We start from the raw sequence: 14247 nt of genomic DNA on the forward strand, positions 1-14247 counted from the left end.
CTGAGTGCCGGTACACCGCCGTGCGAGAAGGATCCAGCAATGAACGAGACACCCGAGTCCGCCGTCATCGAGGCGGGCCGCCAGCAGGTCCGCCTGGAGACCGAGGCGCTCGCCGACGTCCTCGACCAGATCGACGAGCGCTTCGTGCGCGTCGCCTCCCTGCTGCAGTCGATGACCGGCAAGGTCGTGATGACCGGATCGGGCACCAGCGGCTTCATCGCCCGCCGCTCCGCCCACCTCTTCTCGGTCTCCGGAACCCCCGCCTTCTTCCTCAACCCGGGCGACGGACTGCACGGCTCGATGGGCGCCGTCGAGAGCGACGACGTGATGATCGCGCTCTCCAAGGGCGGATCCTCTAGCGAGCTGAACGACCTGGTGGCCCGGGTCCAGGATGTCGGCACCCGCGTGGTGGCGCTCACCGCCAACGCCGATTCGCCCCTCGGCCGCCTCGCCGACATCACCGTCGAGATCCGCAACTACCCCTCCGCCGACCCGGGCAACCTGCTCGCAATGGGCTCAACCCTGGCCCACAGCACCTGGCTCGACGCGCTCGCAGTCGTGCTCATGCGAGCGCGTGCCGTGAGCTGGGAGCGCGTGCACTTCACGCACCCGGGCGGTGCCGTCGGTCTGCTCGCGAGCCTGCCCGAGCAGCTCGACGGCCTCGAGATCCCGGCCTACGAGGCGCTTGCGGACGCCGATCGCGAAACGGCCTGAGAATGCCCGTCATCGCCGGGGTCGACTCCTCGACCCAATCCACCACCGTCGTGCTGCGCGACGCCGACACCGGAGCCGCCCTCGGCTCGGGGAAGGCCGCGCACACGCCGACCTACCCGCCGGTGAGCGAGCAGCATCCGCACGAGTGGTGGGATGCCACGGTCGTCGCGATGGGCCAGGCCCGAGAGGCTGCCGGCGTGCAGCCGCACGACGTCGTGGCCATCAGCGTGGCCGCGCAGTGCCACGGCCTGGTGCCGCTGGATGCCGCGGGCCGGGTCATCCGCCCCGCCAAGCTCTGGAACGACACCACGGCGGCCGCCGAGATCGCCGAACTCACCGGGCTGATCGGCGGCGACGCCTGGACCGACCGCATCGGCACCCTGCCCCCGCCTTCGTTCACCATCGGCAAGCTCGCCTGGCTGAAGGCGCACGAGCCCGAGAACTTCGCAGCCCTCGCCACGGTGCTGCTGCCCCACGACTACCTCACCTGGCGCCTCACCGGCGGAACGGATGGCGGCCGGGCCGTCACCGACCGCTCGGATGCCAGCGGCACCGGCTACTACAGCGCCCCCGAGGGCCGCTACCTCCCCGAGCTGCTCGACCTGATCGACTCCGGCAAGGACTGGGCGGCCATGCTGCCCGAGGTGCTCGGCCCGTCGGAGCAGGCCGGATCGGTGCCGGCGGCCGTCGCGGCCGAGCTGGGTGTGCATCCGGATGCCGTGGTCGGCGCGGGCGCGGGCGACCAGCACGCCAGCGCGGTGGGCCTGGGCATCGCGCCCGGCGACGTCGCCTACGTGCTCGGCACCTCCGGAGTCGTGTTCACCACGAGCGGGTTCCCCACCTTCGACCACACCGGCATCGTGAACGCGGTGGCGGATGCGACCGGAAACTACCTCCCGCTCATCTGCACGCTGAACGCGGCCAAGGTGACCGACACGGTCGCCCGCCTGCTCGGCGTCGACCACGCGGGGCTCGAGCGGCTCGCCCTCGCGGCCCCGCGTGAGCAGGACCGGCCGATCCTGGTCTCCTACCTCGACGGTGAGCGCACCCCGAACCGCCCGATGGCCCGGGGGCTGCTCGCCGGCCTCAGCAGCGAGACCAGCCGCGAAGACCTCGCCCTGGCCGCCTTCGAGGGCGTGGTGCTGGGCATGGAGCGCGGGCAGCGCCGGATGCGCGAGGTCGGCCTGCCGGTGGACGGTCGGCTGGTGGTCACCGGTGGGGGAGCGGCCTCGGCGGCCTACCGGCAGGTGATCGCCGACGTGACCGGCCAGACGGTGGAGATCACCGACGCCGTCGACGCGGTGGCCGGAGGGGCCGCGGTGCAGGCCGCGGCCGTGCTGCGCGGCGTCGACATCCGCACCGTGCGCGACGAGTGGGCGCCCACCTCACGAATTATCGCCGAACCCTCCGGAGCGCACGACTACGAGCGCATCCGCGACACCTACACCAGGGCGGCCGACTGGACGGGCCTCGACGGCTCGTTCCAGGACTGAGCGCCCCATCCCTTCATCTCAGACCCGGACAACTCAGACCACGAACGAGGAGGTTCACGTGAAAAAGCGTCGACTGCCCGAAGAAGCCGGCATCTTCATGGTGCTGGTGGCGGTGCTGCTGGTCTTCAGCATCCTGTCGCCCAATTTCCGCACCCTGGACAACGGCTTCACGCTGCTCGTGAACGGCATGGTGATCGGGTTCCTCGCGCTGGGGCAGACCTTCGTGCTGCTGACCGGCGGCATCGACCTCTCCACGGGCGCGAACATCGCCATGTCGGGTGTGCTGGTGGCCTTGATCATGCAGGCCGGCGTTCCGTGGCCGCTGGCGGTGCTGCTGGCGCTCGCCGCCGCCACCACCCTGGGCGTGGTCAACGGGATGCTGATCCACTTCGTGCGGATCCCCCCGTTCATCGCCACCTTCTCCACCCAGGGAGTGGCGCTCGCGATCCCGCTGATCATCACCGGCGCGAACTCGATCCAGGTCAAGGACATCGGCTTCTCCTGGATCGGCCAGGGCCGCATCGCCGGCATCCCGCTGCCCATCCTGCTGCTGCTGGTGGCCGCCGTCATCGCGGCGCTGTGGCTGCGGATGACCCGCCAGGGCGTGCACGTCTACGCCCTCGGCGGCAATAAGAACGCGGCCCGCCTGGCCGGTGTGAACATCGCCCGCACCACGATCCTCGTCTACGCCATCAGCGGGTTCTGCGGCGGCATGGGCGGCATGATCGTGACCTCGAGGCTGATGGTCGGCTTCCCGGCCACGGGTACCGGCAACGAGCTGTTCTACTCCATCGCGGCCGCGGTGGTCGGCGGCATCTCGCTGTTCGGCGGCGTGGGCACCGTGCTCGGCGCGATGATCGGCGCCGTGCTGATCGCCGCCGTGTCCAACGGCATGAACGTGCTCAGCGTGCAGAGCTACTGGCAGTCGCTGGTGATCGGCGTGATCATCCTCGTCGGCGTCTCGTTCGACACCCTGCGGCGCTCGCGATCAGGCCGGCCCGTCTTCGCCAAGAAGGCGCCGCCCGGGCCCCCGGCGTCCCCTCAACTCGTCACTTCCGCAACCGGCAAGTCCTGACCGGCCGCACGTCCCGAATACCCGCAATTCCCGAACACCACGAGAGGAACATCATGAAAACCAGAAAGGCACTCGGCGTCGTCGCCGTAGGCGTCTTCGCCCTGGCCCTCGCCGCGTGCAGCAATGCCGCCACCGGCGACGGCGCCAGCACCTCCACCGACGCCGCGGGCTCGCTCCCGGCCTCGTGCTCGGAGGACTCCCCCACCATCGGCGTCGCGCTGCCGAACACGATCAACCCGTACTACATCGCCATGCAGTCCGGCTTCGAGGACCACGCCGAGGAACTCGGCTACAAGGTCGACGTCGCGATCGCGAACGACAGCGAGAGCGACCAGCTCGCGCAGATCGACGCCTTCGTGCAGAAGGGCGTCTGCGCCATCGCGCTCAACGCCGTGAACTCCGACACGGGTGTCGCGAGCGTCAAGGCCGCCAACCAGGCCGGCATCCCGGTCTTCTCCGTCAACGTCACGATCGACCCCGACGGCCTGAAGAACCAGGGCGCCACGATCGTGCAGTACGTCGGAGCCGACCAGACCACGGGTGGCAAGCAGCTCGGCGAGCAGGCCATCAAGGATCTCGGCACCACCGACAAGCTGGTCGTCGGCATCCTCGGCGAGCCCTCGCAGATCCCCACCAACCAGCGCGACGCCGGCTTCACCGAGGCGATCAAGGCCAACCCGAACGCCACGGTGCTCGAGACCCTCGACACCAACGTCGACCCCGCGGTGTCGCTGCAGGTGACCGGCGAGCTGCTGCAGGGCAACCCCGACGTCAACGTGATCTTCGGTGACACCGGGCCCGCCGTGGTGGGTGCGCTGCAGGCCATCAAGGAGGCCGGCAAGCAGGACTCGATCAAGGTCTACGGCTTCTGCGCCGCCGACACCCCGCTCGAGGGCGAGTACGTGGCGTGCGCCGCGCAGGAGCCCTACGAGTACGCGAAGATCGTGCTCGACAACGTGCAGACCTACCTCGGTGGTGAGGATGTGCCGGCCGAGGTGCTCCAGCCGCTGAAGCTGTACACCACCGGCCAGACGGTCGGCGCCAAGGAATTCGGATAAGTCCCCCGCCTTTCCGAACCGGTGGCCGGGCTTCGCGGCCCGGCCACCACCCCCTCTTCCCGCATCCGGACCCGACCCCGACCCCGAAGCCCCGACCCCGAAGCACCGAAGGAGATCGCCATGACCGGCGAAGGACTGCTCGTCGACAGCATCTCGAAGAGCTACGGCCCCACGAAGGCCCTCACGAACGTGAGTCTGCGGATCCGTCCCGGTCAGGTGACCGCGCTGATCGGGCACAACGGGGCGGGCAAGTCGACGCTGCTGCGCTCGCTCTCCGGTGCCGAGGTTCCGGATGAGGGCAGCATCCGCATCGACGGCGAGGCCCAGGAGTTCCACGGGCCCCGCGATGCGAGCGACGCCGGCATCGCCTGCGTCTACCAGGAGCTGTCGCTGGTGGACCAGCTGACGGTCGCCCAGAACATCTTCCTCGGTCAGGAGACCGTGAGCGGTGGGCTGCTCAGCCGCCGCGAGATGAACAAGACCGCCGACCGGCTCTGCGCCGAGTACGGCATCACCGCCCGCGCCGGTGACCTCATCTCCTCGCTGCCGGTCGCGCAGCGCCAGATGGTGGAGGTCGTGCGCGCGATCAACCAGAACGCGAAGTACATCCTGCTCGACGAGCCGACCACGGCGCTCGAGCAGGAGCAGGTCGACCACCTGCTCGGCATCATCCGCCGCCTCACCACCGAGCAGGGCATCGGCGTGCTGCTGGTCGACCACAAGCTCGACGAGGTGTTCGCGGTGGCCGACCACCTGATCGGCCTCTCCGGGGGTCAGGTCGTGCTCGACGGATCGGCCGCCGAGGTCGACCGCGCCGCCGTGATCCAGGCGATCGTGGGCGACCACGGCGAGGGCGGTCCGGTCGACACGGCCGCGGTGGCCGCGATCGTCGGCGACGGCGTGGGCGAGACCTCGCTCGACGACGTCGAGACGATCACCGAGGCCGCGCGGGCGCGCGAGTTCGGGCGCCCGGTGCTGGAGGCCTCCGGGATCTCGGGCAACAACCTCGCGGGAATCGACCTCACGGTGCACGCGGGCGAGATCCTCGGCATCTACGGACTGGTCGGATCGGGCCGCACGCGCTTCCTCCGCACCGTCTACGGCGCCTTCCCTCTGGCCTCCGGATCGCTTCGCCTGCTCGGCGAGGACTACCGGCCCTCGAGCCCCGCGAAGGCGATCAAGGCCGGAGTGGCCTTCCTCTCGGAGGAACGCAAGTTCGACGGCTTCGTGCCGCAGATGTCGTCGATCGAGAACGTGGTGCTGCCGGTGCTCGGCAAGTACATCCGCGCGGGAGTGCTGCGCTGGCGGGCCTTGAAGGGTTCGGCCGACGACGTGCTGCGGCAGGTCACCATCCGCGGCGAGGTCTCGGCGCCCATCACCTCGCTCTCCGGCGGAAACCAGCAGAAGGCGCTGTTCGCGCGTGCCACCCTGCAGGCCCCGCTGCTGCTGTTGCTGGACGAGCCCACGAAGGGCGTCGACATCGGAGCCAAGCGCGAGATCTACGGCGTCATCCGCTCGCTCGCCCAGGAGAAGAACGTGGCCGTGATCGTGGTCTCCAGCGAGGAGGAGGAGCTCACCGAGCTCGCCGACTCTATCGCGGTGTTCCGCTCCGGCGCCTGCGACGGCGTCGTCTACCCCCGCGCCTCGGTCAGTGCCGCGCAGCTGCGCGAACTCGCCTGGGCGGATGCGGCGCCCACCCCCGCCGCCTGACCCGCCCCCACACCTGCTGCCCCCCGACCAAAACGACGGAGAATTTCGCCGACACGCCTGGCGGAACCCGCCTGGGCCGGCATGTCGGCGAAATTCTCCGTCGTTTTGGATGGGGGAGGGACTGCCGGGCTAGGCCTTCACGGCTGCCGATGCGGCGGGCTTGCGCACCGGCGCTTTGCGCGCGGGCGCGGTTGCCGCGGCCTGCACGGCGGCCGGGGCCACGGCGCGCGGGATGAGGCGCTCGAGCTGCGTCACGTGCGAGGGGTTCAGCTCCTCGAGCGCGTTGACGCCGAGCAGGCGCATGGTGCGGGTGATCTGCTCGCCCAGGATGCCGATCATCCGGTCGACGCCCTCGCGGCCACCGGCCATCAGCCCGTAGAGGTAGGCGCGGCCCACCAGGGTGAACCGGGCGCCCAGGGCGACGGATGCCACGATGTCGGCGCCCGACATGATGCCGGTGTCGAGGTGGATCTCCATGTCCTTGCCGTACTCGCGCGCCACATCCGGAAGCAGGTGGAAGGGGATCGGAGCGCGGTCCAGCTGGCGTCCGCCGTGGTTGGAGAGGGTGATGCCGTCGACACCCATCTCGGCCAGGCGGCGGGCATCGTCGAGGCTCTGCACGCCCTTCACCACGAGTTTGCCGGGCCACTGCGCCTTGATCCACTCGAGGTCTTCGAAGGTGACGGTGGGGTCGAACATCGAGTCGAGCAGTTCGCCGACGGTGCCCGACCAGCGGTCGAGCGAGGCGAAGGCGAGCGGTTCGGTGGTGAGGAAGTTGATCCACCACTCCGGCCGGGGCAGCGCGTTGATGACGGTGCCCGGGGTGAGCTGCGGCGGAATGGAGAAGCCGTTGCGCTTGTCGCGCAGACGCGCGCCCGCCACGGGCACGTCGACCGTCACGAGCAGGGTGTCGAAGCCGGCGGCCGCGGCGCGCTCCACCAGCGCCATCGAGCGCGGGCGGTCCTTCCACATGTAGAGCTGGAACCAGTTGCGGCCCGTGGGGTTCACGGCCTTCACGTCTTCGATGGCGGTCGTGCCCATGGTCGACAGCGAGAACGGGATGCCCGCCGCCCCCGCCGCGCCCGCCCCGGCGATCTCGCCCTCGGTCTGCATCATGCGCGTGAAGCCCGTGGGCGCGATGCCGAAGGGCAGCGAGACGGGGGCGCCGAGCACGTCCCATCCGGTGTTCACCGTCGACACGTCGCGCAGGATGGCCGGGTTGAACTGGATGTCCTGGAACGCCTGGCGGGCTCGAGCCAGCGACAGCTCCGCCTCAGCGGCGCCCTCGGTGTAGTCGAAGGCGGCCTTCGGGGTGCGGCGCTTGGCGATGGTGCGCAGGTCGTCGATGGTGAGGGCGGCGGCGAGGCGGCGCTTCTTTGCGTTCAGCTCGGGCGACTTGAACTGCATCAAGGGGGCGAGGTCTTTGATCTTCGGGATGCGGCGCTGGACCATGTCGGTTCCTATCGGTCGGCCGGCACACGGCCGGCGGCTTCGGTGGGGGAGGAGGGGGAGGCCGCCGCGAGGTCGGTCTCGGCGTGGTAGCTCTGGATGTGATCCCGGATGCGCGAGCGGGCGAGGTCGGCGTCGCCCGCCTCGATCGCGCCGACGATGCCGCGGTGCTCGGCCTTGAGGCGCTGCACCGTGGCCTCCCACGACGGCAGGTGGGCCGCCCCCACGCGCACGTACTGCTCGATCGAGTCGCGCAGGCCCCCCATCATCGAGGCCATCACCTCGTTGCCGGAGGCCACCGCGAGGGCCAGGTGGAAGGCCTGGTCGAGCGAGAGGAACTCGTCGCGGGAGAGCGCCCCGTCGACCGGATGCTCCATCGCGTCGAGCAGTTCGCGTGCGGGCGCGAGGTCGGCCCCTCGATCGGCGGCGAGTTCGGCCACGACCGCGCTCTCGAGCACGAGCCGGGTCTTCACCACGTCGCGCACGGCGAACCCCTGTGCCGCGACCTGCAGGCGCACGAGCGCCGACATCGCACCCGACGGCCGGGCGATGATGATGGCGCCCGACTGCGGCCCCGAGCCCGATTGCGTGCGGATGAGCCCGAGCACCTCGAGCACCCGGATGGCCTCGCGCACCGACGAGCGCCCGACGCCGAGTTCGGCGGCGAGGGTGCGCTCGGCCGGCAGGTGGTCACCGGGCTTGAGGTTGCCGCACATCAGCTCGGACTCGACGTGGCGCAGCACGGTCTCCCAGGCGCGGGCCGTGTCGAGAGGGGCGGATGCCGTGGCCGGGGCGCTCATCGGGATCCTCCTCGTCGAGTGGGCCGGGCCGCACCGGGCGGGCGGCTGTGGTCAGACCATGTGGTCAGACCACAGTATCAGAGCGGGGACGCCGGCGACCAGACCCGGCCACGGCATCCGTTCTTCCCCGTGCGCCCGCGATACGGCAGAGTTGGGGGCATGACGGACTACACCGACCCCAGCCAGTCCAGCCTGCGCCTCAGCAACGCCGACCGGGACGCCGCGGTCGCGTCGCTCTCGAGGGCTCACGCCGACGGCCGCATCACCACCGACGAGCTGTCCGAGCGCACGGCATCGGCGCGCACCGCCGTCACCCGCGGCGACCTCGCCCCGCTCTTCCACGACCTGCCCGACACCGTGCACCATGACCCGTCCGCCGCGCCGGCCGGCTTCGCGGCCCCTCCCGCATCCGGCGTGCCCTACGCAGCGGCAGCCCCGCGCGAGACCTACACCCGCGCGCGCCCGCTCGGCGGTGCCGCCGGTGTCACCGTGGTGGCGATCACGCCGATCCTCGCCCTCGTGATCTTCCTCGGCATCGGATTCCTGGTGCCCGGCGGATTCTCGTGGTCGTGGGTGATCTGGCTCGCCGTGCCCGTGGTGGCGATCATCGTCTACGGCCCCGGCGGCCGCACCGGCTACAACCGCGACTGACGCGAGACGTCGAACGAGATCAGTCCTCGACGCCGACCTTCACCAGGATCGGGAGATGGTCGCTCTCGCCCTGCGGCAGGGTGTCGATCGAGTCGATGCGCGTGTGGGCGCTCGTGACGAAGTCGAAGTGGCCCTTGAAGTACTTGAAGCGCGCATAGGTGGGCTTGTCGCTGAACGACAGCAGGTAGCCCGACTGCTCCATTCGCTCCGAGAGGTTCGCGCGGAACCAGGGGTAGTTGTAGTCGCCGAGCATGACGGTCGGCAGGCCCGGCCCCATGATGCGCAGCGCGCTGTGGGCCGCGGCGATCTGCTTGCGGCGCAGCGAGTTCGTGGCCGTGAGGGGCGCGGCGTGGAAGTCGCCCACCAGGATCTCCCGGCCGATCTCGTGGTCGAACAGCTTCGCGGCCAGCAGCCGCTCGTGCGCCGGTGCCATCACGCGGTCGTGCATCGACTTGCGCAGCGCGAACACCCGGGTGGCCTCGAGCCGGAAGCGGGACTCGCGGTAGTAGATCGCCAGGCCCAGCCGGTTGGTCTTGGTGGAGTCGGCCAGCACGAGGTGCTCGATCCGCTCGGGCATGTCGTTCGTGTCGCACTCCTGCAGGCACATCACGTCGATGTCGTACAGCCGGGCGAGGTCGCGCAGTTCGCCACTGGCGTGGTGCTCGCGCAGGTTGTAACTGACGATGTTCAGTTCGCGTCCCATGACCGTGTGACTCGTACCTTCCGTGGCATCCGCTGTGTAGGGGCCCAGCGTGGCCATTCTGGCACGATTGCGCCATCCGAAACCTGGGTGCACCCTCAACGAGCGCCGGGTACGGATGTTCGCGCGAGAGGTCAGCGCGCGGCCGGCTCGTAGCGCACGGGCAGGAACGTCTTCGCCACGATCGACCGCAGCGCCTCCAGTGACGAGTCGCGCGCCACCAGCCCCTGGGCGCGCGCCTGCACGAGCACGTTGCCGATCGCGGTGGCCTCCATCGGTCCCGCCAGCACGGGCAGCCCGGTGCGGTCGGCGGTCAGCTGGCACAGCAGCGCGTTCTGCGACCCGCCGCCCACCACGTGGATGACCCGGATGCGTGTGCCCGAGAGAGCGGCGGCCGCCTCCAGCGAGCGGGCGTAGGCCTCGGCCAGGCTCTCCAGGATGCTGCGGGCGAACTCGGCGCGGCTGGCCGGCGGGGTGAGCCCGCGCTCGGTGCACCACGCGGCGATGCGGGCCGGCATGTCACCCGGGGCCACGAATCGCGCGTCGCCGGCGTCGAACACCGGTACCGGCGTGGTCACCGCCGCGGCCTGCGCGATCAGGGTCGGCAGGTCGATGCTCTCGCCGCCGCGCTCCCAGGTGCGCACCGATTCGCTCAGCAGCCACAGCCCGGAGACGTTCTGCAGGAACCGGATGCGCCCGTCGACACCGCCTTCGTTCGTGAAGCCTGCCTCGCGACCGGCCTGCGAGACCACCGGATGCTCGAGCTCCACGCCGACGAGCGACCAGGTTCCGCTGGAGATGTAGGCGAAGTCCTGGTCGGCGGCCGGCACGGCCACGACCGCGCTCGCGGTGTCGTGCGAGCCGACGGCGCTCACCGCGAGCGAGGACGGAGCCCCCAGTTCGGCGGCCACCCGCGGCAGCAGCGTGCCCACGGTCGAGCCCGGCGTGACGATCTCGGGCAGGATGCCGCGCGGCAGCCCGAGGCGCTCGATCAGGCTCTCGTCCCAGCAGCCGCCGTGCACGTTCAGCAGTCCCGTCGTGGAGGCGTTCGTCTGCTCGGCGCGCGAGGCGCCGGTGAGCCAGAAGTTCACCAGATCGGGGATCAGCAGCATCGAGTCCGCCCCGTCGAGCGAGCCGGCCAGCCGTTCGGCGGCGAGCTGGTAGACGGTGTTGAACGGCAGGAACTGCAGGCCGTTCGCTTTGTACAGCTCGGCGGGCTCGACCAGTGCATGGGTGGCCTCGACACCGGCCGCGTTGCGGTCGTCGCGGTAGTGGAACGGGTTGCCGAGCATCCGGTCGCCCCGGAGCAGGGCGTAGTCGACGGCCCAGGAGTCCACGGCGATGCTGCGGATGTCAGGCTCCTCGCGCACCGCCGAGGCGAGCCCGGTGGTGACGTTACGGTACAGCTCGAGGATGTTCCAGTGCAGCCCGTCGACGATGCGCACCGGATTGTTCGGGAACCGCGCCACCGGCACGAGCCGCAGCTCGTCGTGCCCCACGTACCCGAGCATCACCCGCCCGCTGGTGGCCCCGAGGTCGACGGCGACGACCGCAGCACTCATGCGCCGAGCCTAACGGAGGAAGGCGGCGGCGACGCCGGCGTCGACCGGGATGTGCAGGCCCGTGGTGTGCGTGAGGTCGGCGCCCGTGAGCACGGCCACCGCGTTCGCCACGTTCTCGGGCAGCACCTCGCGCTTCAGCAGGGTGCGCTGGGCGTAGTAGGCGCCGAGCTCCTCCTCGGGCACGCCGTAGACGGCCGCGCGCTTGGCGCCCCAGCCGCTGGAGAAGATGCCCGATCCGCGCACCACGCCGTCCGGGTTGATGCCGTTCACCTTGATGCCGTACTCGCCGAGCTCGGCGGCCAGCAGGCGCACCTGGTGGGCCTGGTCGGCCTTCGTCGCCGAGTAGGCGATGTTGTTCGGGCCGGCGAACACCGAGTTCTTCGACGAGATGTACACGATGTCGCCGCCGAGGTCCTGCTCGATCAGCACCCGGGCTGCGGCCTTCGACACCAGGAACGAGCCCTTGGCCATCACGTCGTGCTGCAGGTCCCAGTCGGCCTCTGTGGTCTCCAGCAGCGGCTTCGAGATCGACAGCCCGGCGTTGTTCACCACGAGGTCGAGCCCGCCGAACTGCAGCAGGGCCGCGTCGATGCCGGCCTGGATCTCGGCCTCGCTGGTCACGTTGGCCTGCACCCCGATCGAGACATCCGTGCCGCCCAGCTCGGCGGCCGCAGCCTGCGCCTTCGCCAGGTCGAGGTCGGCGATCACCACGCACGCGCCCTCGGCGGCGAGCCGGGTGGCGATGGCCTTGCCGATCCCGGATGCGGCACCGGTCACCAGCGCGATGCGGGTGGCGTGCGACTTCGGCTTGGGGAGACGGGCGAGCTTGGCCTCTTCGAGCGCCCAGTACTCGATGCGGAACTTCTCCGCCTCGTCGATCGGCGCGTACGTGCTCAGCGCCTCGGCGCCGCGCATCACGTTGATGGCGTTGATGTAGAACTCGCCGGCCACGCGCGCGGTCTGCTTGTTGGCGCCGTAGGAGAACATGCCGACGCCCGGGATCAGCACGATCGCCGGGTCGGCGCCGCGCAGCGCGGGGGAGTCGGCCGAGGCGTGGCGGTCGTAGTAGGCCTGGTAGTCCTCGCGGTAGGCCGCGTGCAGCTCCTTGAGGCGCGCGATCGACTCCTCGATGCTCGCGTCGGCGGGCAGGTCGAGCACGAGCGGCTTCACCTTCGTGCGCAGGAAGTGGTCGGGGCAGCTGGTGCCGAGCGCGGCGAGTCGCGGATGCTCGGTGCTGGCCAGGAAGTCGAGCACCACGTCGGCGTCGGTGAACGAGCCGACCTGCGCCTTGTCGGTGGAGGCGATCCCGCGGATGGTCGGTGCGAGGGCGGCCGCCTTGGCGCTGCGCTCGGCCTCGGGGAGGGCGCCGTAGCCGTCCAGGGCCGGCCCGAACGGCTCGGCCTTGCCGTTCTCGGCGATGTACGCGGCGGCGGTGTCGATGATCCAGAGCGAGTTCGCCTCGCTCTGCTCGCTGGTGTCGCCCCACGCGGTGATGCCGTGGCCGCCCAGGATGCAGCCCACGGCATCCGGGTTCTCGCGCTTGATGGCGGCGATGTCGAGGCCGAGCTGGAACCCGGGGCGGCGCCACGGCACCCACACCACCTTGTCGCCGAAGATCTTCTGTGTGAGCTCCTCGCCGTCGGCGGCGGTCGCGATGGCGATGCCGGAGTCGGGGTGCAGGTGGTCGACGTGGTTCGCGTCGACCAGGCCGTGCATCGCGGTGTCGATCGAGGGGGCCGCGCCGCCCTTGCCGTGCAGCGTGTAGTCGAACGCCGCCACCATCTCGTCTTCGCGGTCGAGGCCGGGGTAGACGTTCGTCAGCGCGCGCAGCCGGTCGACGCGCAGCACGGCGAGGCTGGCCTCGGTGAGCGTGCCGAGGTCGCCGCCGGAGCCCTTCACCCACATCAGCTCGACGTCGTCGCCGGTCACCGGGTCGGTCTCCAGGCCCTTGGCCGAGGTGTTGCCGCCGGCGTAGTTGGTGTTCTTCGGGTCGGAACCGAGGCGGTTCGAGCGCGCGATCAGTGCGGCGGCGGCGGGGTTGGTCATGGATGCTCCATCGAATCGTCATGTGATGTCATGTGAACTTCACAAAACGTTACACAGTGCGCGGGAGGGCGTCAACAACCGGGCCGTGAACGAGGGATGAAGGAGGCAGGTTCACTCCAGCGAGTTTCACGCCGAGCTCGTGCACCATGGCAGAGGTCGGGCTGAAAATCGCTGGAGTGAACGGATCAGCGGAGCTCGACCAGCGCGCGCAGCTCGTCGAGTCGTGGGTCGGCGGGGTCGAGTTCGGTGACGACGATCGAGATGCGGTCCCAGGGAACGGCCACGGCGGCGGCGTGCTTGCCGAGCTTGGCCGAGTTGATCAGCAGCACGGTCTCGCGGGAGGCGCGCAGGAACTCACGTTTGACCTGTGCTTCTTCGATGATCGTCTCGCTCGTGCCGTGCTCGAGGTCGGCCGCGGCGGCCGAGGTGAAGAAGCGGTCGTAGTTCAGCAGTCCGGCGGCGGCGCAGGCGATCGGGCCCACGAAGCTCTCGGTGCGCGGCTCGAGCTCGCCGCCGATGAGGATGCTGCGCACCCCGCGCTGCGCCCGGGCGAGGCCGTGGTTGTGGGCCGAGTTCGTGGCGAGCACGAGGTCGGTGATCGCGCTCGAGCGCAGCTGCGCCAGCAGGTGTCCCGCGGTGGATGAGGCATCGACGGCGATCGTGCCGCTGCCCGGCACCAGGTCGAGCGCCTTGCGCGCGATCTCGGTCTTCGCCTGGTCGTCGGCGCCCTGCCGCTCGGCGAACGAGCGCGCCTTCACGGTGGCCACGGCCCCGCCGCGCACCCGCACGAGCACGCCCTCGAGTTCGAGCGCTTCGAGCTCGCGCCGCACGGTCATCGTGGACACCCCGAGTTCGGTCGCGGCTTCTTCGAGCCGGATGACCCCGCTCGTCTCCAGCCGCGCCAGCAGCCGCTCACGCCGCTCCGCGCCGATCACCGCTGCCATCCGCTCTCCTCCGCTGCCTGCATCCGTCGTCTGCCCGAGGCTACC

General features: G+C 70.4%; 12 protein-coding genes. 6 read left to right on the forward strand and 6 right to left on the reverse strand.

Annotated features, from left to right (window positions below):
* Positions 1-39: 39 nt before the first annotated feature.
* The 5 genes from Q0D75_RS05250 (at position 40) to Q0D75_RS05270 (ending at position 6050) form a co-directional block, all read left to right on the forward strand.
* Positions 40-714: an SIS domain-containing protein gene (locus tag Q0D75_RS05250; RefSeq protein WP_291050160.1), complete on the forward strand. Its 675-nt coding sequence runs from the start codon at positions 40-42 to the stop codon at positions 712-714.
* Positions 715-716: 2 nt separating this feature from the next.
* Positions 717-2207 carry a xylulokinase gene (gene xylB, locus Q0D75_RS05255; protein ID WP_291050162.1) on the forward strand — a complete coding sequence of 497 codons (1491 nt, stop codon included), beginning with the start codon at positions 717-719 and terminating at the stop codon, positions 2205-2207.
* A 58-nt stretch (positions 2208-2265) separates the two neighbouring features.
* Positions 2266-3282 carry an ABC transporter permease gene (locus Q0D75_RS05260; RefSeq protein ID WP_291050164.1) on the forward strand — a complete coding sequence of 339 codons (1017 nt, stop codon included), beginning with the start codon at positions 2266-2268 and terminating at the stop codon, positions 3280-3282.
* 53 nt (positions 3283-3335) lie between these two features.
* Complete coding sequence (locus tag Q0D75_RS05265) at positions 3336-4340, forward strand: substrate-binding domain-containing protein (RefSeq protein WP_291050166.1); 1005 nt, start codon at positions 3336-3338, stop codon at positions 4338-4340.
* 120 nt (positions 4341-4460) lie between these two features.
* Positions 4461-6050 carry a sugar ABC transporter ATP-binding protein gene (locus Q0D75_RS05270; protein ID WP_291050168.1) on the forward strand — a complete coding sequence of 530 codons (1590 nt, stop codon included), beginning with the start codon at positions 4461-4463 and terminating at the stop codon, positions 6048-6050.
* A gap of 129 nt (positions 6051-6179) precedes the next feature.
* On the opposite strand, the gene Q0D75_RS05275 is transcribed toward Q0D75_RS05270, so the two are convergent.
* Both Q0D75_RS05275 and Q0D75_RS05280 read right to left on the reverse strand, forming a co-directional pair.
* The gene (locus Q0D75_RS05275) at positions 6180-7502 is read right to left on the reverse strand and encodes an alpha-hydroxy acid oxidase (protein ID WP_291050170.1); all 1323 of its coding nucleotides are present in this window, start codon (positions 7500-7502) and stop codon (positions 6180-6182) included.
* A gap of 8 nt (positions 7503-7510) precedes the next feature.
* A complete protein-coding gene (locus tag Q0D75_RS05280; RefSeq protein ID WP_291050172.1) occupies positions 7511-8299 on the reverse strand; it encodes an FCD domain-containing protein in 789 nt (262 codons plus the stop codon).
* A 159-nt stretch (positions 8300-8458) separates the two neighbouring features.
* Here Q0D75_RS05280 and Q0D75_RS05285 point away from each other — a divergent pair, with 159 nt between their 5' ends.
* Positions 8459-8950 carry a DUF1707 domain-containing protein gene (locus Q0D75_RS05285; protein WP_291050174.1) on the forward strand — a complete coding sequence of 164 codons (492 nt, stop codon included), beginning with the start codon at positions 8459-8461 and terminating at the stop codon, positions 8948-8950.
* Between the two features lie 19 nt (positions 8951-8969).
* Here Q0D75_RS05285 and Q0D75_RS05290 read toward each other — a convergent pair whose 3' ends face one another.
* From Q0D75_RS05290 to Q0D75_RS05305, 4 genes are all read right to left on the reverse strand, one after another.
* Positions 8970-9653 carry an endonuclease/exonuclease/phosphatase family protein gene (locus Q0D75_RS05290; protein ID WP_291050176.1) on the reverse strand — a complete coding sequence of 228 codons (684 nt, stop codon included), beginning with the start codon at positions 9651-9653 and terminating at the stop codon, positions 8970-8972.
* A gap of 131 nt (positions 9654-9784) precedes the next feature.
* Positions 9785-11212, reverse strand: a complete 1428-nt coding sequence (locus Q0D75_RS05295; RefSeq protein WP_291050178.1) for a rhamnulokinase family protein — start codon at positions 11210-11212, stop codon at positions 9785-9787.
* A gap of 9 nt (positions 11213-11221) precedes the next feature.
* On the reverse strand, positions 11222-13258 hold the full coding sequence (locus tag Q0D75_RS05300) for a bifunctional aldolase/short-chain dehydrogenase (protein WP_291050180.1): 2037 nt from the start codon (positions 13256-13258) through the stop codon (positions 11222-11224).
* Between the two features lie 185 nt (positions 13259-13443).
* On the reverse strand, positions 13444-14247 hold an 804-nt coding region (locus tag Q0D75_RS05305), incomplete at its 5' end, for a DeoR/GlpR family DNA-binding transcription regulator (protein ID WP_291050182.1).

Source organism: Herbiconiux sp., assembly GCF_023264855.1.
Lineage (GTDB): Bacteria > Actinomycetota > Actinomycetes > Actinomycetales > Microbacteriaceae > Herbiconiux.

Bases quoted from the DNA above. Each gene is read 5' to 3' on its own strand.
- Q0D75_RS05250 (WP_291050160.1), top strand. From the start codon at position 40: ATGAACGAGACACCCGAGTCCGCCGTCATCGAGGCGGGCCGCCAGCAG.
- xylB (WP_291050162.1), top strand. From the start codon at position 717: ATGCCCGTCATCGCCGGGGTCGACTCCTCGACCCAATCCACCACCGTC.
- Q0D75_RS05265 (WP_291050166.1), top strand. From the start codon at position 3,336: ATGAAAACCAGAAAGGCACTCGGCGTCGTCGCCGTAGGCGTCTTCGCC.
- Q0D75_RS05270 (WP_291050168.1), top strand. From the start codon at position 4,461: ATGACCGGCGAAGGACTGCTCGTCGACAGCATCTCGAAGAGCTACGGC.
- Q0D75_RS05275 (WP_291050170.1), bottom strand. From the start codon at position 7,502: ATGGTCCAGCGCCGCATCCCGAAGATCAAAGACCTCGCCCCCTTGATG.
- Q0D75_RS05280 (WP_291050172.1), bottom strand. From the start codon at position 8,299: ATGAGCGCCCCGGCCACGGCATCCGCCCCTCTCGACACGGCCCGCGCC.
- Q0D75_RS05285 (WP_291050174.1), top strand. From the start codon at position 8,459: ATGACGGACTACACCGACCCCAGCCAGTCCAGCCTGCGCCTCAGCAAC.
- Q0D75_RS05290 (WP_291050176.1), bottom strand. From the start codon at position 9,653: ATGGGACGCGAACTGAACATCGTCAGTTACAACCTGCGCGAGCACCAC.
- Q0D75_RS05295 (WP_291050178.1), bottom strand. From the start codon at position 11,212: ATGAGTGCTGCGGTCGTCGCCGTCGACCTCGGGGCCACCAGCGGGCGG.
- Q0D75_RS05300 (WP_291050180.1), bottom strand. From the start codon at position 13,258: ATGACCAACCCCGCCGCCGCCGCACTGATCGCGCGCTCGAACCGCCTC.